The following is a 17,178-nucleotide window of genomic DNA, read 5'->3' on the forward strand; positions in this document are numbered from 1 at the left end:
GTCTGACGCACCCTACAAGTCTGACCTTTCGTAACGATTTGTATCTGATGCTGTGAGCAGTATCTCTATGTCTTTATAAGATTAAAGAACAAATTCAGAGCAAGGAATTTATTCATGCCCTATACCAGTGAAGAAGGCGGACGTTTAAACAATTTTGCCCAAGAACCCAAGATTTATCAAGCAGAACCTCCTACAAATGCACAAAAGCGTAATTACATCATCATCGGAGTCGTTGGTACAATTTTGGTTGGCGGTTTAATTTTTGTCGCCTTCTCTGTTTCAAACCTCAGTTAAAAAACATAACTTTTAATAAAATTTAACTTTTTTTTGTCTTTCGGGTTCCAGTTTGAAAGGAACCTTATTTTTTCTTTTTTGCTAAAATAGCATTAGGTGTTAAAAGTATAATTAACTACTTATGTTGCTTACGAAATTTCCAAAAAACAATCTTAAGTATAGATTAACACTTAATGTGGTCACGTCTACTTAATTAGAGCCATAGATTAGACCGTAAGATTAATTTTGATTTTAACTATAATTTGGCTATTCAGCCGTCATGAGCGTGAATGATACTGTAAATTCCGAGAATTCTGTTTGGAACAGGCAAGTATATCACCGTTTAAAACTTGCCGTTAGTCTTGGTTTACGGCGACAACTATTTTTAGCTGTAAGTGATGATTTACACTTAAGAAATCAAGTAGCTGCCCGCTTGCATTCTACTTTAGCCTATCCGGTGGGACAGGTGCTATATCAGCCAGCAGATGGTCAAGGTATTAGCACCCCTGCTTACCCGCGATTAGTGACTTTGCGCTTAAATGTCAGTGAGCCAAATCCCATAGAACAAATTAATCAGTGGTTGACTAATTATCCGCCGCCAGTTGTGGGTGCATCCCAAGACAATCCAGGAAAGCCTTTACCAATACCAACATTTCAGATTGTGGGTGTGGAGCAACTGACAAAAGAATCGGTATCAGGTCAGCGTTTATTTTTACATTATCTACGCTTGTGCGAACAGTATTTTTCTGGTCAAAAGTCTAGCAGATTTTTGGAATCTAGCGTGTTATTGTGGTTATCGCGTCCTTGGTTATCCGCGATTCAGCAGTCAGTACCAGAGTTTTGGCGTTGGCGTACTGGTGTGTTTGTTTTTGCTGGAGAACCGACACCAGCAACACAAAATCAAGGTTATCCTGAGCGTTTTTCTAGTTACCAAAGTTTTAACTTCGGGAATTTTGAACAATCTATACTAGATGATTTCAGTCTGGAAACAGAAGTTAGAGCTAGGGATACGACAGAACTAGAATTAAGCGATCAGATCGACTTACCAACAGATATGTCTGGCAACACACCACAAGTTAAAGATGAAGTTTCAGGATCAATTTCAGAGTTATTAACCAGTAAGCCAAAACCACAGGGACTCTCTACTACAAATAGTCAAGTTAAAACTCCATCCCTGTTGTCTTTGTCTCATGTCAGTCAAGAATTAACAGAGTTAGTGTCAGCGACAAGTAACAAGAATGTTGTGCCAGCAGGTGAGGATAACTGGCAACCCCAGGAATTATTGTTAGAAATTGAGAAATTACACTCACAAAAAGCTTCCGGCGAGATGCTGGCAACTGCTTATCTTCAGTTGGGTAACTTATATCGTCTTTATATTGAACAGGGAAACTCAACTTTAGAAAACCTGATGGTAGCGATTATTGCCTATCAGGAGGCAATTACTTATGATGATAAATCTCCAGAACTGCCGAATATTCTCAATGATCTCGGTACACTGTATTGGATGCTGTATCGCACACCATCCAGTTCTGAAGCCGGACAAACTTATATAGAACAAGCAATTGAATTTTATCAGTTGGCTTTAAAAATAATTTCCCCAGAAACCCAAACAGAAACTTATGCGCGGGTGCAAAATAATTTGGGTACAGCCTACGGTGATTTAGCTGGCTTTGCTCATCCGGCGGAAAATTGGCAGAAAGCGGTTTCAGCTTATATTGAGGCGTTGCGCTACCGCAGGGTAGAATTAGATGCGCTCAAGTATGCAGCTTGTCAGAACAATTTAGGTACTGCTTACTGGCATTTAGCACAATATCATCAGCCGATTGTACATTTAAAGCAAGCGATCGCTGCCTACAAACAAGCTCTAGCTTACTATCATCCCCAGGATGAACCGCTAAAATATGGGATGATTCAAAACAATATCGGTACTGCTTATTGGAATTTGGCACAGTATGAACAGCCTGTAGAACATCTCCAGTTAGCTATTGAAGTTTACCGGGAAGCTTTAAAATATCGCACTCCGGCAAATGTTCCCAGTGCTTGCGCGGCGACAGAGAATAATTTGGGTACTGCTTATTGGCATTTAGCTAATTGTAGCCAAACTCAGAAGGAGGAGCGACGCAAGTTATTACAATTGTGTATTGATGCTTACGAAGAAGCGATCGCTTTGGCTGATTCACTCAGCAATACAGCCTTAAGCTTTGATTTGTTCGCTACTCATAATAACTTAGGGCTAGCTCATTATCAGTTAGTCACAGACAATAGCTTTGATGGCGAACAAACTAGGCGATCGCATCACTTAGAAGCAGCATTAAACAATCATCTGCAAGCTTTAAATGGTTTGAGTAAACAACCAGAGGCTTATCAAACCACTTTCACTTATATAGTCAGAACTATTCGGGCGTTCCACAATGAATTAGGTATCCAAGGACAAAATTTAGCTTTATCTAAAGTTCCTGGTCATTTGTTACCGGAAATTTTACCAAAATTATAGTTTTGTGACAATTTAATCATACTTAGTAAAAAGTTTGTAGTCAGGACTTTAGTCCTGAGAAATGGGCTATAGCCGCTTAATACAAACTTAATTACCATTGCCAATATCTAATTCATACTCAGTAAATCGTGTCCACGCCGATAAATTTCACCTGCGTAGTCTGTCCAATTACCTTGTCCCCAATAGCGAAAACAGCTTGTTTGCAGTAACAAATTATGTAGCAATGCTTGACGATATTCTGATTTTTTGGTAATAGATTTATTTGCGGAGTTAATTAATAAGTTATCAAACTTTTGATGAAATAAACTACTTAATTCATACATGGGAGATAAAACATTATCATAACCTTTTACCCAACTGATATGATTAGTCCAAGAGGCTCCATCTACATGAAAGTTTGGGTTAATTTGCTTTAATTCTTGAATAGCATTTTCCACAGCTTCAGGTTGATAATTATCTAGGTTGACTCGTTGCCAGATTTGATGTTGCCCTACAGGTTGACACTGGGGAAAATCTTCTGATTGACAACCAGTCGCCTCAATTAATTCTAAATATTCAGTACCACACACCCCAACAACATGGGATTTTCCACCACCGTTGTTGAGCATATCCCACCAAGCTTGTTTGAAGGCGTTGGGAAATTCATTCATCATCACGCCGCCATTTTCACCGTCACCAATTTGACTAACTATTGGTGGAATCAAGTTTGTTCCTAACTGTTGTTTTGATAAAGTTTTAGCTTCATAATATGGCTGCATTTGCCCAACTAACTTAGTATCTGAACCTTGGGTTTTAATTAAAGCAGTAATACTAATAGTTTCGCCTTGGGAATTGCGAGCCATCAGCCGATGTGGTAAATGTTTATGAGTTAAAGATTGACCATCAATTGTTTCTACTGAATGTTCTTGTACAAGTAACCAGCGATAGCCACATTCTTTTAAAGCTTTGACAAATGCGAATAATGTATCGGGGTGATTTGGTAGGTGCATTTCTGGCGGCGAAAATCCTTTAACTCGCGCTAGTGCTTCCCAGCCAAAAATTGCGGCAAAATGTTGTTGCCATGCGAGGATATGTAATTTAATATCTGGTATGGGGGTAGATGGTACAACAGCATGACCCCACATTGTCCCTAACCATTCTACATAGGGTTGATAGGTAGGGTTGCAAGTAATCCGCTTGAGATTATCTAGTATATCGTTGCGTCCCATTTGTCGGAGTCCCCACAACAGATTACCAGAGTAATCTAACATGACGCGGGGATTGCAACCTTGATTGACAAGTTCGGGAATGAAATCACCCATGCGACTGTAACAATCAGCAAAAGGTGCAGCGTTGTGGTTGTCGCCTTCATGGGGATGTTCAAACATATATTGCAGATTGCTGATTAGTTCGCCACCACTACCAGCTGGTATAGTAGGTTGGTGGAAATGTAAGGCGATCGCAAATGTTGCATTGACATCCTCTAACCTGATATTGGTTGAAGGTAAGAACACAGGCGCATCATGATTAACTACAGAAATCACCTCAGCTTCCCATCCAGATATATTCGGTAAACCATCAATAATTTCTGGCAGGGTGGAATTTTTTGAGGATAGCATTTTGTTGACTCTGCAAACAAGAATACCTGATTATAGTTTGTAGTGAGGACTTTAATCCTCTCTTAAACAAGCTATCCCAACAAAATCATCTCTTGTAGGGTGCGTCATCTGCGATGATTTGGTAAATATCAACAGATTTTCCACATCTGACGCACCTTAACCCAGGAAATAAGGACTAAAGTCCTTACTACGAACTCAAAAGACAATTTTACGGCTTGCGAGCAAATACAAAGGGAAAGCGTGGTTCTGTCCAGAATAAATCAGCAAAACGCTGGAATTTGGTCAAAAAACTCGGTTTTGCTGCTCCTGTGGGTGCTGCGATTTTTAAAATCAATTCCAGCAACCCAGGTGCTAAACGTTGACACCACACCGCTAAATGACTTTGCCAACCTACTAAAATTTCTGGTGTATCTTTTTTTAATCCTATAACAAGGGCTTTGGCTACTTGTTGGGGAGTCATGGGTATTACCCAGCGAAATAGTTTTAAGTCGCGCACCATGTCTGTGTCGGTGAGAGTAGGCAACAAGGCTTTGACTTGGATGTTGTACTCTGCGAGTTCTTGACGCAAAGCTTGGGTAAATCCTAAGATGGCAAACTTTGTTGCTGAATATGTCGCCATTGTCGGGGCGGCTACTTTCCCCATTAAGCTGGAAACATTGATAATTGTTCCCTGTCTTTGGCTAGCCATGCGTTTGGCTATCAGACTGGTGAGGGTGTACATTCCCAATAAGTTTACAGACAGTTCTTCTTGCAGTTGCGGGATTTTGGAACGCAGAAATGAGTTTTGGTATGCTACACCTGCACAGTTGATTAACAGGTGAATAGGGCCATAACTGCGCCAAATTTGAGCAATGGCGATGTTAACTTCTGTTACTTGCGTTAAATCAATCGCTAAGGTGGTTGCTTCAACGCCCATTGCTTCGATTTCTTGGGCTACTTCTCTTAATTTTCGGCGATCGCGCGCTACTAAGATCAGCCGTTTTACACCTTGTTGTCCTAATTCTAAGGCGATCGCTCGCCCAATGCCACGAGAAGCCCCTGTTATCAGGGCAACTTTCCCTTGAAGATTCATACTTGTTCACCTCCAGAGTCTAAGTCTTACCCCAGTGCATCAACTATCAGCACCACATCCTGCACAGGCTAAGACAAATCATCGGTTTTGCTCAAAATCTCAACAGTAATTAGTTCTCAGCGATCAAATCTTTTTGTTCGACTAATTTGCATTGCTCACAGTTTCCAGATTGCAAATCAATGCTGTACACTCTTGGCTGAATAGATTAGCTCTTATGTTTTACCCCTCCTGAACCAGAGCGTTTTTCAGCATCATTGTCAATACACACACTAGCAATTAAATCAAGCAGTTGCAATCTTTTTTAATAAGTATTTCTTAATACTTGTTTATAAGAATATATATAAGCTTCGTAATCTGCAATAAGTTTTTATAAATACTACGCCCTCAATATGGCGATCTCCTGACAATTAGTCATTAGTCATTAGTCATTAGTCATTAGTTTTTCTCCCCCTGCCCCCCTGCCCCCCTACTTCCTGATAGCTTGATTTAACTGTTCTGTACTCAAGTAATCTATGAGACTGAGATTGAGGGGAGATTTACTAATATATTGGGCGTAGGATGGTTGTAAATAAACGCGGTATTCAGTGCGATTGATCAGATTAGTTTCTAAAAAAGCTACACTTAAGGCTTTGAGATAGGAATAAGCAGCAGTAGGATCAGGGCCAAGTAAAGCATCGGGTACAGGTAATACTTTACTCTCAGGATCAGATTCACCTATAAAAGTAAAATGAGAGCCGTTTTCAACTAAGGCTAAGTATTTATTAGGGTTAGTCAGCCAAGTAAAGGGACGAATTTGTTCGGGTACTGGTGGGGCGAAAATATCTTGACTACCTGCTACTAACATCACAGGGAGGGAAATTTGACTGATCCCAGTTTCACCAAAAATTGCGCTATTGACGGGGTTAACCGCAATGATGGCTTTGATGCGTTCATCCTTTAACCCATAGTTGTTGAAAGCTAACTGAGTTGCTTGACACTGCAAAATTAACGATAAATTCAAATATGAGTTATTGGGTTGACACTCTTGGCGGAGTGCTTCAAAATTAAACTTTGCACCTGCTAAGGCTAAGACAGTATAGCCTCCCAGAGATTGACCAATTGCGGCTACTTGCTGGAAATTGAGTTTACCCTGAAGCTGGGGATCGAAAGTTTCTCTCCGTTGCAGTTCATCGAGTAGAAACTTGATATCTAAAGGTCTATCAATAAATTCCTGTGGTTCGGGTGGTTGTGCTAAACCAGCAAAGTATTGCTGAAAGCGTTGAGCATTACTACCAGGATGTTCTAATGCAGCTACAGCGTAGCCGTAGGATGCGAGATGTTCGGCTAAATAAGCAAAAGTGTAGCGGTCTGAGGCGATACCATGAGAAATGACAACTAAGGGGAAAGGTGGTTTTTTATCAGTCTCGGTGGTGGTGGTGGGTAGGTAGACATCCACAGGGAGACGGCGATCGCGTGACAGATCAGTTAATGTTAAACTAATTTTTTGCCAAGGGAACTTTCCAGGCGATCGCAAATCTGGTAGTTTTGGTAATAGGGATAAATCCGACTGAGATTGAAGAGTTTGCCTCAATGCTTGTTGTTGCAAATCAGCCACAACTTTATCCCTAGTTTTGAGTAATTGGGACAAATCGTCAATTATTTCGACTGCTTCCGTAAAATTTAGTCGCAGGCGATCGCTGGGAAACTGCCGCAGTACATTAATCAGTGACAAACCCTCTGGGGAAGCAGCCGACAAAATTAACGCAGCACGTAAAGCATAGAAACCATTGCGGCGAGAATCAGTTAACAGTAATTCTCCTAGTCTTTGTAATACCTGTTCACCAACTGGCGAGTAAGTCACTTGAGATACTAACGTAGGCGTGACATTGAAACGAATTTGAAGTAATTCCCGTAGTTGAGCCAGTTGTTCAGGTGTGGCGCGTTGGGCGTAAAATCTCAAGTCATCATCTATCTTCCCTTCTTTAGCAAAAGTTTCTAACGAATCCACAGGTAGGGTAAATTCCCCAAAGGGAGGGTAAAAAAAACTGATGCTTTCTGCGCTAAAGCCGGGAGTAGCCGTTAAAAATGTAGATATTAAACCTAAACTCAGATATTTGAGTATCTTTTTCATAAGAATAGCCGGCTTTTTTACCCCGCAATTCCGCATAAACTTACCCTTTGGTTGGGTGTGTCAGCCTCCTTGCGGGAATAGGTGAGCGATTAACTCACCCCAAAATTTGATAAAACTTTATCTATTACCGGGACTGCCAGGAATTGGTTGAGAATCAAAGGTAGGACTGAATGTTGTGGGTGGTTGATTGGGTGGAGTCAAGGAAGGTATACCACCAATGCGATCGCTACCATCAATACAAGTATCAAGAGCCTGAATCGGGGCAATGTCTATCTGACTACGTAAACCTACTACACACCGAGCAAAACGCTCTGGTAAGAGAGTGCGACTACAATAGTTTAACACTGCTGGGTTAACTGCTTGTTGAGTATTGCGACTAACGGAAACCACACAAGTAGCTAATTCCTTGGGTCGTCTTGCTTGTCCACACACAGAAAGCGCATCAGTAGCACTAATCTCTGTACGATTTTTAATAAAAACCACACAGGAAGATAAATCTGTCGGACGTAACGCCGCCGCACAAGCTTGTGCTGCTGCTTGTCCGCTTATACCCACACCTAAGAGTCTCCCTGCACAGGCGCGATAGTTATTGTCATAAGAACCACTAACAGCCATACTGGGGACGCTGATTCCTACACAACCAACCACAGCCAAAATTGGTGCTGTCAACCGCATCAGAGAATTTTTAAATTTTCCTGGTTGGGTTTCCCAGCCACTAACCACTGTTTTACTCATTGCCATTCTCCAAACACCCAAGGTTATGCTAACTCAAATGTGCAGCCAATCGAAGGCAAATCAGGCAAAACCAGAGAAAAGGGGGAGTGGGGGGAGTAGGGGAAGAAGAACTTTTACCCAATCAACAGTCAACAATCAACAATCAACAATTTTTTGTTAAAATAATGATTTGTCAGAATTCTTAAATTTGCTGACCGTCAGAACAGTTAGGAAATAAGTTTGATTTCCTACTGTGTAATCTCACAATTCCGATCCGTCACTGGTATCTCAAAATCAGCCCATACGGAAAAGAGCTAAAAAAAATTAAATACCCTGGGACACAGGGGAATTTACGCTTGTGGGAGTAGTCCGTTAAGCGGCTGGCTTGAAAAAGTGTAGTCGGACTAGACATGAACTTGTAAGACCAAGACTAGGTTTGCTTAGTCAAGGCAATGTTCAGCCCAAGAATCCTCTTGCGTTTACGCCGAGGAATGTCACAATAGTATTTCTGGGTAAAGTTTAAACAGGATTAGATTAAGGAAACTCATGTCCCGATATAGAGGGCCACGGCTTAGAATTGTACGTCGTTTGGGCGAATTGCCTGGATTAACTCGTAAGAGCGCAAGACGCGCTTATCCACCAGGTCAGCACGGTCAGAACCGCAAAAAGCGTTCTGAATACGCTGTCCGTCTAGAAGAAAAGCAAAAGCTACGTTGTAACTACGGTTTGACCGAAAAGCAGCTGTTACGCTATGTGCGTAAGGCTAGACGGGTAACTGGTTCTACCGGACAAGTGCTGTTGCAATTGCTAGAGATGCGCTTGGATAATACCGTTTTCCGCTTGGGTATGGCTCCCACTATCCCAGCTGCTAGACAGTTGGTGAATCATGGTCACGTTACAGTTAACGGTCGTGTAGTGAATATCGCCAGCTATCAAACTCGTCCCGGTGAAGTAATTGCGGTCAGAGACAGAGCGCAATCCCGGAAGTTGGTGGAGAATAATTTACAATATCCCGGTCTAGCTAACCTTCCCAATCATTTAGAGTTTGATAAAAACAAACTGGAAGGTAAGGTAAACAGTGTCATTGAACGCGAATGGGTGGCACTACAAGTTAACGAACTGCTGGTCGTGGAATACTACTCACGACAAGCCTAGTTCTTGGTCAATAGTCCACAGTCAATAGTCCATAGTCAGATGATAATTAATAGTTGACTAATGACTATTGACTAATGACTAATGACTAACCCCCAATTTGCGACATGGTACGGCTGTAAGCTCCTGTAGTACCAGAGTCGCGCTGTTTAAAGTTAATTTCTGGCTTGATTGTCAATAAATTTCTGACCTGCTCTTGTAACTGGTGGATGCTTACACCAGAGCGCAAAGCCGTTTTTAAGTCTATTTGACCAGTTTCATTTAATAAACAAGGTCTGAGCCAGCCATCCGCACTCAGACGCATCCGGTTACAGCGATCGCAAAAACATTCTGACATTTGACTGATAAATCCTAGTGTCCCCTTCGCGCCGGGAATTTGGAAGACATCCGCAGGGCCAGCACCACAAACTTGGGATTCTGTCAAGCCCCAACGCTCGCGAATTTGTTGACGTAATTCGGCTGAAGATATCCAACCGCGATCGCTAAATAAATCCCCATTACCAATGGGCATAAACTCAATAAATCTCACGTGCCATTGTTTATCAATAGTTAAAGCCGCTAAATCTAAAATTTCATGGTCGTTAACCCCTGGAATTACCACCACATTTAACTTTAAAGGGTCAAATCCGACACGATAAGCGGCTTGAATACCGTCCCAAACTTGTCGCCAACGAGAACGTCCGCCACTACCAATAATTTTGTCAAAAATATCAGGATCAAGGGAATCTAGGCTAATATTAATCCGTCTCAAACCAGCATCATAGAGACTCTGCGCTAAAGGTGCGAGTAAAAAGCCATTGGTAGTCATAGCCAAGTCTTGAGTTTGGGGTAAAGATGCGATCGCGCTTACCAAATCCACCACACGGGGACGCAGTAACGGTTCTCCCCCCGTCAACCGGAAGCGACGAAAACCCACAGGAATAAATACCTCACGAATTAAAGTCAGCAATTCCTGATCAGTGAGTAACTGTTGCTTGAGGATATAATCTAGCTCTGCCCCCTCTGGCATACAATACTGACAGCGAAAATTACAGCGATCTATTAAGCTGATGCGGAGGTAGTCTACCTGATTCATTGTAAATTTTATGTTTATCGTGTGCGATCGTTGTTGTTTGCCACTGATTAGTCCAAGTAAATACTATCCTAGTAGGTGGGGAGGCTCTTGAGACAAGGGAGCAGAGGAAGCTATTGACTTGTAGAGACGTTGCATGCAACGTCTCTACATATACGCCCAATAATATATGTCTAATCCCCAATCCCCAATAACTAATAACTTATGCCAAACACTATTTCAATTACAGATTCTCTGGTTCCCAATCCTGCGCCGACATCAGCAATTATTCGACTAGAAAATATTTTTAAAGTTTATGGCAGTGGTGAAACTGAAGTCAAAGCCCTGAATGATGTGAATTTAGGGATTAACGAGGGTGAATATTGTTCTATCATGGGGCCTTCTGGTTCAGGTAAATCTACAGCCATGAATATCATCGGCTGTTTAGATCGCCCAAGTACAGGACATTATTTTTTAGATAATGTCGATGTGGCAGAAATGCAAGATGCAGATTTGGCAAACATTCGGAATAAAAAATTGGGGTTTGTCTTCCAGCAATTCCACCTTTTACCCCAACTGAGTGCTTTAGAAAATGTGATGTTGCCAATGGTGTATGCTGGTGTCAACCCTAACGAAAGACGCGATCGCGCCGCCGAAGCACTGACAAAAGTCGGTTTAGCAAATCGCATCAACAACAAACCCACTCAACTATCTGGCGGACAACAACAAAGGGTAGCGATCGCCCGTGCTATTGTCAACCGTCCCGTTGTCCTTTTAGCTGATGAACCGACTGGCGCGCTTGATTCACGCACCACTCAAGAAGTTTTAGATATTTTTACAGAATTAAATTCCAGTGGGATTACTGTAGTTATGGTAACGCACGAGCCAGAAGTTGCTCGTCAAACCCATCGTATAGTCTGGTTCCGTGATGGTAAAGTAGTGCATTCCCACCTCACACCAGAAGACTTAAACCACGTAGCTACATAAACTATTCCCCCCTCCCGCGTCGGGAAGGAGGTTAGTCTTGTAGGGTGCGTCAGACTGATTAAATGATGTCAATAAATCTATTTTTGCTATCTGACGCACTCTACTAATATGCCAGTTACGTAAGTCCTGATAAACTGTTCCCCCTTCCCGCGTCGGGAAGGGGGTTAGGGGGTTAGGTCTATTTAAAGACTAGATGTTTTGCCAGTTTCCGCTTGCGTGGCAATCGGCTTGACATCAGTGTAACCCATTTCTGAGGCGAGCGATCGCAACACCGAAATTTGCCCTTCAAAATCTAATTCTTCAATTCGAGTTAATAAATTGTTAATTTTTGCACTACGCTGGTAGCTATCTGGCATTCCTACCACTGTATCGCCCATACCTACAGCCCAAGCATACCAGACGAATAGCTGATTATTTTCTTTTAAAGCACCATAAGCACGAGAATATTCTGTATCTTCACAGTTAACAATTTCGCGCATAATCGCTAATTGTTGTTCATCTGATAGTCGAAAAAAGTCATCGAATAAAAGCGGTGCTAACTCTGGTTCGGCGGCAGTGGGATCGGCTGGAGTTACCGAATCCCCCATTTTTTCATAAACAAAATATAGCCAAGCTAATTTGCCATCAGTATCTAAAGTGTTAAAAACTTCTACTAACTTTTGAGTTTCTGGGCTGAGAGCTTGCGGTGTTTTCTGCTCGTAACTAGCAGTCATAATTTTTTCCCAATCAATTATAATATACTTACGATTATCAAAATTAAAGTATTAGCATCTACTGACCAGAGAAATAATTAAAATAATTAAATCTTGCTAATTTATCTATCTTTGAATAGAGTGAAAATCTCTCTTATGGGGGCTAAAAAATAGACAATCACCTTGTTATGCTCACCACAGCAATTGAAAAATTACTCAAGGTGTGAACTATGCCTGATGAAGTGAAGCCTAATTCCGTTGAAGCTCCTACCCATGACGCAAAATTAGCGGCTGAAAGGATAGCTAGTGGTGCAGAAAAAACACCAATGGTTGATTATGAAGCTGACTATGCAGCAGCACAAGAATTGAGTGTTAGTGAAATTGATCGCACAGGCGAAGGTGCAAATGCTGCAAAAGCGGCGACTCAATCTAAATATGAAATTCCTCAGCCAGAAGAAACCACTACTCCAGCACAAGCAACGGGTAATCCTGATGATTATTTAGAGTTAGCTAAGGAAGTTGGAGCTTCCAAGGATGAAGCTGTCACTAGCGTCAATGATGATTTAGTACAAAAAGCTTTGAAAAAAGGTAAACCTAAAAATAGTCATTAGTCATTAGTCATTAGTCTCTCTCCTCCGCTTCCTCCGCTTCCTCCACTCCCCTGCTTCCTAATAGTATCCAGTCCCCATCATGCGGTGCGTTGCTTTAACGCACCCTACAATTTTAGGACTTACGCAAATGTCACACTCAATATGTCTTGTAGGGTGCGTCAGACGGCTTAAATGCTGTCAATAAACAGATTGTTGATATCTGACGCACCCTACTATTATGCCAGTTGCGTAAGTCCTGAATTTGTTATTAGCACTTTTTAATTACTGGTAATAACTCACTAGGTTGATGAATTAAAAAGTCTGGATTTTGTTTGGCTAATATTTCAGGAGAATTAAAGCCCCAAGTTACAGCAATTACTTTGATTTTAGCTTTTTTTGAGGCTTCTATATCTCTGGTTTCGTCGCCTACATAAATCACAAACTGAGTTTTGATTTGTTTTTGCTTGAGTACATTATTAATGATGGTAGTTTTGCCAAAAATAGTTACTCCTGAATAGATAAACTCAAAATAACTATCTAATTGATGGCTTTTCAGAAACGCTGTGACATTATCCTGGGAATTAGATGTAATAATTCCCAACTTATAGCCATGAATTTGTAACTCTTCTAGTGCCTCTTTCATTCCAGGAATGGGTTTCAATTCCTGGATTTTATTTTTTAATTCTGTCTTAACTTTTTTGACTAGAAAAGGGATTTTGAAGACAGAAATTCCTGAATATTTAATGATTTCTCTAGATGATAAATTTCTCAGGAGTTTCAACTCTTCTGGCGTAATTTGGACATAACCAAAATCTACGGCTAAACGATTGGCAATACTTACAAGCGCATCTACAGTATCCGCAATCGTGCCATCAAAATCAAAGATAATCACTTTCTGGGTCATTACTTTGTTGGGATGCGTCAAGATTAGCACGGGCATTTCGTCTTAACATTTCCGGCTTTATCCGTCGTAATGCTGAAGCCGGAAATCTTCTATCCCACTCCTCATTAGAGATTTGCGCTAATTCTACCAGTTTTGGGGCAATATTTTCAGGATAAGGTTGAAAATCTGCCACGTCTGTTGTTTGAGCAAAACGTTGATTCCAAGGACAAACATCTTGGCAAATATCGCAACCAGCTACCCAGCCTTGCAGATGGGGTGTAATTTCTGCTGGTAATGTTTCTGCCCGATTCTCTATCGTATGATAAGCTATGCAACGATTAGCATCAACTACAAAGGGTTGGGTAATTGCACCTGTAGGACAAGCTTCTATGCAACGAGTACAGCTACCGCAGTGTTCGGTATGGGGGCGATCGCTCTCTAGTTCCAGATTTGTCAACACCTCACCCAAAAATACCCAAGAGCCATACTCTCTAGTAATTACATTACCATTTTTCGCAATCCATCCAATCCCGGCTCGTTGCGCCCAGACTTTATCTTGAATCGGGCCTGTATCTGCATAGTATCGAGCTTGAATACTTGAATCTAGTGATTCTAACCAGCTAGTTAGTGCTTTGAGTCGCTTGTGCATCACCTTATGATAATCTCTCCCCCAGCCATAACGGGAGATTTTAGCGTATTCTTCGCCTTCCGGGCGTTGGTGTGGGGTGTAGTAATTCATCGCCACACACACAAGCGATCGCGCCTCTGACATCACCAAACTAACATCCTGACGCTTCGGGTTCGCCATCCACGCCATATCCGCATGATAACCCAGCCTTATCCATGCTTGCAGCCTCTCGGCTTCTGTATTCTTACCTTGATCTACAGCAGCAATCCCAACTTGATGAAAACCCAACTCTTTGGCCTTTTCTTTTACCACACTGCTGTTAACTATGGAACCGGGCTGCATTTGTATCACACAATTTTGCCAAAATGGCGGCACTCCTATTATACATAAGGTATTCAAGAATGAAGTTCAATATTTACTACCCCTATCATTTGTAAATTTTATTTGCCATTTGTAAATAAATGATGCAACATAGAGACAAGAGGTCAAGCAAGCTCAAAGTGATGCAACCTCCTAACGAAAACACAGCCCACTTATACACATAGACTGTGGTGCAATCATGACATTCACTTCTGATTCCTCTTCAATTCGCCTGTCTCAAGCTGTTAACGGTATCCAGACTGGTGATGCTGTTGCTGCCACCACTGCTGTATTTCAAAGCCTCAGCGTAGATGACCAATTAGCAGTGTTATGGTACGCTTACACAGAAATGGGTCGTTCAATTACACCTGCTGCTACAGGTGCTGCTCGTTTACAGTTAGCAGAAGGTTTGTTAAATCAAATTAAGCAAATGTCTCACGCAGAGCAACTAGAAGTCATGCGTGACTTAGCTGCTAAGAGAAATACCCAATTTACTCGCTCCTACGGTATTTTCAGCGCGAATACAAAGCTAGCTTTCTGGTACGAATTATCAGAATTAATGGTCAAAGGTTTTGTTATCCCTGTCCCCACAGGCTATAAAATCTCTCGTGATGGTTCTCAGGTACTAGAAGCACTCAAGCAACTAGACTTTGGGCAACAAATCACAGTTTTGCGTCGAGTAGTGTCTGATATGGGTGTTGATCCCTTAGCTGATTAATGGGCTATCAATATCTTTCCAACCTCAATGTCACACCTGTTTTAGTTCCCAGATGATGAGTCTGGGAACAAATTCTTCCCTAAGTAAGACTGTCTGTTATGGGTATACATCCCAATAGCAGCTTTTTTTATATCTAAGCTTCGATTTTAATTGATGTTCAGCTAGCGTAATGAGGTAATTTGATGAGAGCAGCTGAATCTTTATCCAGTGCGTCCAACAGTGTGAATGCCATCCCAGGAATCACAGAACCTACCATCCTGGAGTATTTCGCCACCTTAAACGCCGGAGATTTTCTAGCAACTGGGGCTTTGTTTGCAGCAGAAGGTGTGATGTATCCACCCTTTGAATCTGGTATTGTCGGGGTAGATGCGATCGCTACTTATTTACAACAAGAAGCTCAAGACATCAAAGCTGATCCCCAGCAAGGAATCACTGAACCCTGGGAAAATCATCACATCCAAGTCCAAGTTACGGGCAAAGCACAGACTTCTTGGTGTGGTGTTAACGTCCTATGGATATTTATCCTCAACGAACACAAGCAAATTACCGAGGCTAAAATCAAACTTTTAGCTTCTCCCCAAGAATTATTAGCTTTGCGCCGTGAATCATAACTATTTCCTATTGAGGAGTCACCATTGCGGCTTGCAAAGAGCGCATTAATAATTTTCTACCCAACTCAACGTCTGATGGCGCACATTGCCAATCTGGGTGTGCTGTCATCAACAAACTATCTAAAGTTTCTTGGTCAAACAAATGCCAAACCAAAGCACCATTGATTTCCGCTTCTAAGGCATAGCAGTTAGAACCAACACAGTGAATTGTCACAACACTGGCTACCCTAGCCACAGTCATTTTTTCTCCTGGTTGGAGATTGCGGAACTCACGCATAAACTGCTTCAGTTTACTCATGGAAGAAACCATCAAACCAGGCAGACCTATGATTGACTTTTGATCTCCATTCACTGCTAGCCAGTAATGACGACTGGGATCAATTCCCTCCAACCAGTGGGAATCATCAAGACGATAGCGTGGTGATAAGCAAAATAAGTCTTTCATAGGTGCAATCATGAATTCGACTTGGATTTAGGGACATTTCCCACTGCTTCACGTAGCAATCCGACAACGTGAATGCCAGCTTACTATTTAAGTATTGAATAATTATCTGTAATAGATCAAATAAAATTAGCAAAAGTTAGCAATAGTGTTAAGTTTTATCAATTAGTGGTATTGTGTTGATATGGGAGTATATTTCAGTATATATACAGATTTCCCCAAATAAAAAGACCCTTGCCTACAATTGGAAAAGGGTTCTCAGGTAATTATTCTGAATAAAAAAATACTCCACATCACCTGATAAATACCTGGTTTCGTCTCCAAGTATTTGATGAGGTGCAAAATTCTTTATGAAAATCAAACTAAACTGCCAGTTCTTGCGCTAGTTCTGGTATCCTAGCTTCTAACTTGAGACAGTTAGCACCATTAACGTGTAACTGGTATTCCACCTTATCCATCAACCGACTCATAATTAGCCATCCATAACCACCTTCTTGTTTGTCTACAGGATTAGGTGGAAAATAATCAGACACATCAAAACCAGTACCATAGTCCCAAACTTCTAAAGCCAAATCTCGCTCTTTGAGTTCCAAACGCAGCAAAATGGGGATACTAGACTTCTGCTGGTGAGCATGGCGGACTACGTTGGAGTATGCTTCTACTAACGCTAGGCGAAAACGGCTCGACTGTCTAGACCAATCAACAGAATCTCCTAGCTGGACTTTCAAGCATCCCAGCAACCAGTTTTCGACGATGTTTAAATAATTCAAGTCACTTGGAACATGAAGTTCACTTTTCATCTG

The 17,178-nt window shown here is 41.5% G+C and carries 17 protein-coding genes; 7 read left to right on the plus strand and 10 right to left on the minus strand.

The features are described 5' to 3' along the window. Nucleotides 1–114 precede the first annotated feature (114 nt). Together psb34 and A3775_RS11490 are read left to right on the plus strand one after the other, a co-directional pair. The gene (gene psb34, locus A3775_RS11485; RefSeq protein ID WP_066379984.1) at nt 115–294 is read left to right on the plus strand and encodes a photosystem II assembly protein Psb34; all 180 of its coding nucleotides are present in this window, start codon (nt 115–117) and stop codon (nt 292–294) included. A gap of 259 nt (nt 295–553) precedes the next feature. Next, nucleotides 554–2,767, plus strand: coding sequence for a tetratricopeptide repeat protein (locus tag A3775_RS11490; RefSeq protein ID WP_066379982.1), 2,214 nt, complete (start codon nt 554–556; stop codon nt 2,765–2,767). Nucleotides 2,768–2,874: 107 nt separating this feature from the next. On the opposite strand, the gene A3775_RS11495 is transcribed toward A3775_RS11490, so the two are convergent. The 4 genes from A3775_RS11495 to A3775_RS11510 all read right to left on the minus strand — a co-directional run bounded on the left by A3775_RS11495 (nt 2,875) and on the right by A3775_RS11510 (nt 8,282). Further along, the gene (locus A3775_RS11495; RefSeq protein WP_066425007.1) at nt 2,875–4,365 is read right to left on the minus strand and encodes a glycosyl hydrolase family 57; all 1,491 of its coding nucleotides are present in this window, start codon (nt 4,363–4,365) and stop codon (nt 2,875–2,877) included. Nucleotides 4,366–4,573: 208 nt separating this feature from the next. Beyond that, nucleotides 4,574–5,437: an SDR family oxidoreductase gene (locus A3775_RS11500; protein ID WP_066425009.1), complete on the minus strand. Its 864-nt coding sequence runs from the start codon at nt 5,435–5,437 to the stop codon at nt 4,574–4,576. A gap of 466 nt (nt 5,438–5,903) precedes the next feature. Beyond that, on the minus strand, nt 5,904–7,547 hold the full coding sequence (locus A3775_RS11505) for an alpha/beta hydrolase (RefSeq protein ID WP_066379979.1): 1,644 nt from the start codon (nt 7,545–7,547) through the stop codon (nt 5,904–5,906). A gap of 117 nt (nt 7,548–7,664) precedes the next feature. Further along, nucleotides 7,665–8,282: a hypothetical protein gene (locus A3775_RS11510; RefSeq protein WP_066380093.1), complete on the minus strand. Its 618-nt coding sequence runs from the start codon at nt 8,280–8,282 to the stop codon at nt 7,665–7,667. Nucleotides 8,283–8,807: 525 nt separating this feature from the next. Between A3775_RS11510 and rpsD the strand changes: the two genes are divergently transcribed. Next, on the plus strand, nt 8,808–9,416 hold the full coding sequence (rpsD, locus tag A3775_RS11515) for a 30S ribosomal protein S4 (protein WP_066379977.1): 609 nt from the start codon (nt 8,808–8,810) through the stop codon (nt 9,414–9,416). Nucleotides 9,417–9,501: 85 nt separating this feature from the next. Here the strand turns inward: rpsD and moaA are convergent, their stop codons facing one another. Continuing rightward, nucleotides 9,502–10,488 carry a GTP 3',8-cyclase MoaA gene (moaA, locus tag A3775_RS11520; RefSeq protein WP_066425012.1) on the minus strand — a complete coding sequence of 329 codons (987 nt, stop codon included), beginning with the start codon at nt 10,486–10,488 and terminating at the stop codon, nt 9,502–9,504. A gap of 201 nt (nt 10,489–10,689) precedes the next feature. Between moaA and A3775_RS11525 the strand changes: the two genes are divergently transcribed. Next, on the plus strand, nt 10,690–11,451 hold the full coding sequence (locus A3775_RS11525) for an ABC transporter ATP-binding protein (protein WP_066379974.1): 762 nt from the start codon (nt 10,690–10,692) through the stop codon (nt 11,449–11,451). Between the two features lie 182 nt (nt 11,452–11,633). Here A3775_RS11525 and A3775_RS11530 read toward each other — a convergent pair whose 3' ends face one another. Beyond that, nucleotides 11,634–12,164 (minus strand): orange carotenoid protein N-terminal domain-containing protein, encoded by a 531-nt coding sequence (locus A3775_RS11530; protein ID WP_066379973.1) that lies wholly within the window; start codon nt 12,162–12,164, stop codon nt 11,634–11,636. A 209-nt stretch (nt 12,165–12,373) separates the two neighbouring features. On the opposite strand from A3775_RS11530, the gene A3775_RS11535 reads away from it, so the two are divergent. Continuing rightward, nucleotides 12,374–12,754 carry a hypothetical protein gene (locus tag A3775_RS11535; protein ID WP_066425013.1) on the plus strand — a complete coding sequence of 127 codons (381 nt, stop codon included), beginning with the start codon at nt 12,374–12,376 and terminating at the stop codon, nt 12,752–12,754. A 247-nt stretch (nt 12,755–13,001) separates the two neighbouring features. Here the strand turns inward: A3775_RS11535 and A3775_RS11540 are convergent, their stop codons facing one another. Together A3775_RS11540 and queG are read right to left on the minus strand one after the other, a co-directional pair. After that, entirely contained in the window at nt 13,002–13,637 is a 636-nt protein-coding gene (locus A3775_RS11540; RefSeq protein ID WP_066379969.1) for an HAD-IA family hydrolase, read from the minus strand. Further along, a complete protein-coding gene (gene queG, locus A3775_RS11545; protein WP_066379967.1) occupies nt 13,612–14,586 on the minus strand; it encodes a tRNA epoxyqueuosine(34) reductase QueG in 975 nt (324 codons plus the stop codon). The genes A3775_RS11540 and queG overlap by 26 nt, the downstream gene beginning before the upstream one ends. A gap of 217 nt (nt 14,587–14,803) precedes the next feature. Here queG and A3775_RS11550 point away from each other — a divergent pair, with 217 nt between their 5' ends. Next, nucleotides 14,804–15,322, plus strand: a complete 519-nt coding sequence (locus A3775_RS11550) for an orange carotenoid protein N-terminal domain-containing protein (protein WP_066379965.1) — start codon at nt 14,804–14,806, stop codon at nt 15,320–15,322. Nucleotides 15,323–15,504: 182 nt separating this feature from the next. After that, a complete protein-coding gene (locus tag A3775_RS11555) occupies nt 15,505–15,933 on the plus strand; it encodes a ketosteroid isomerase family protein (RefSeq protein ID WP_066425014.1) in 429 nt (142 codons plus the stop codon). Between the two features lie 7 nt (nt 15,934–15,940). On the opposite strand, the gene A3775_RS11560 is transcribed toward A3775_RS11555, so the two are convergent. After that, nucleotides 15,941–16,378, minus strand: a complete 438-nt coding sequence (locus A3775_RS11560; RefSeq protein ID WP_066425057.1) for a hypothetical protein — start codon at nt 16,376–16,378, stop codon at nt 15,941–15,943. A 359-nt stretch (nt 16,379–16,737) separates the two neighbouring features. Further along, nucleotides 16,738–17,175: an anti-sigma regulatory factor gene (locus A3775_RS11565; protein WP_066379961.1), complete on the minus strand. Its 438-nt coding sequence runs from the start codon at nt 17,173–17,175 to the stop codon at nt 16,738–16,740. Nucleotides 17,176–17,178 lie beyond the last annotated feature (3 nt).

It is taken from the genome of Anabaena sp. 4-3 (genome assembly GCF_001597745.1).
Classification (GTDB): domain Bacteria; phylum Cyanobacteriota; class Cyanobacteriia; order Cyanobacteriales; family Nostocaceae; genus Trichormus.

Excerpts from the sequence above, each read along its gene's own strand:
- A3775_RS11490 (WP_066379982.1), top strand. The coding sequence starts at position 554 with ATGAGCGTGAATGATACTGTAAATTCCGAGAATTCTGTTTGGAACAGG.
- A3775_RS11535 (WP_066425013.1), top strand. The coding sequence starts at position 12,374 with ATGCCTGATGAAGTGAAGCCTAATTCCGTTGAAGCTCCTACCCATGAC.
- A3775_RS11525 (WP_066379974.1), top strand. The coding sequence starts at position 10,690 with ATGCCAAACACTATTTCAATTACAGATTCTCTGGTTCCCAATCCTGCG.
- A3775_RS11530 (WP_066379973.1), bottom strand. The coding sequence starts at position 12,164 with ATGACTGCTAGTTACGAGCAGAAAACACCGCAAGCTCTCAGCCCAGAA.
- A3775_RS11565 (WP_066379961.1), bottom strand. The coding sequence starts at position 17,175 with ATGAAAAGTGAACTTCATGTTCCAAGTGACTTGAATTATTTAAACATC.
- A3775_RS11550 (WP_066379965.1), top strand. The coding sequence starts at position 14,804 with ATGACATTCACTTCTGATTCCTCTTCAATTCGCCTGTCTCAAGCTGTT.
- queG (WP_066379967.1), bottom strand. The coding sequence starts at position 14,586 with ATGCAGCCCGGTTCCATAGTTAACAGCAGTGTGGTAAAAGAAAAGGCC.
- A3775_RS11540 (WP_066379969.1), bottom strand. The coding sequence starts at position 13,637 with ATGACCCAGAAAGTGATTATCTTTGATTTTGATGGCACGATTGCGGAT.
- moaA (WP_066425012.1), bottom strand. The coding sequence starts at position 10,488 with ATGAATCAGGTAGACTACCTCCGCATCAGCTTAATAGATCGCTGTAAT.
- rpsD (WP_066379977.1), top strand. The coding sequence starts at position 8,808 with ATGTCCCGATATAGAGGGCCACGGCTTAGAATTGTACGTCGTTTGGGC.
- A3775_RS11510 (WP_066380093.1), bottom strand. The coding sequence starts at position 8,282 with ATGAGTAAAACAGTGGTTAGTGGCTGGGAAACCCAACCAGGAAAATTT.
- A3775_RS11500 (WP_066425009.1), bottom strand. The coding sequence starts at position 5,437 with ATGAATCTTCAAGGGAAAGTTGCCCTGATAACAGGGGCTTCTCGTGGC.
- A3775_RS11560 (WP_066425057.1), bottom strand. The coding sequence starts at position 16,378 with ATGAAAGACTTATTTTGCTTATCACCACGCTATCGTCTTGATGATTCC.
- A3775_RS11505 (WP_066379979.1), bottom strand. The coding sequence starts at position 7,547 with ATGAAAAAGATACTCAAATATCTGAGTTTAGGTTTAATATCTACATTT.
- A3775_RS11555 (WP_066425014.1), top strand. The coding sequence starts at position 15,505 with ATGAGAGCAGCTGAATCTTTATCCAGTGCGTCCAACAGTGTGAATGCC.
- psb34 (WP_066379984.1), top strand. The coding sequence starts at position 115 with ATGCCCTATACCAGTGAAGAAGGCGGACGTTTAAACAATTTTGCCCAA.
- A3775_RS11495 (WP_066425007.1), bottom strand. The coding sequence starts at position 4,365 with ATGCTATCCTCAAAAAATTCCACCCTGCCAGAAATTATTGATGGTTTA.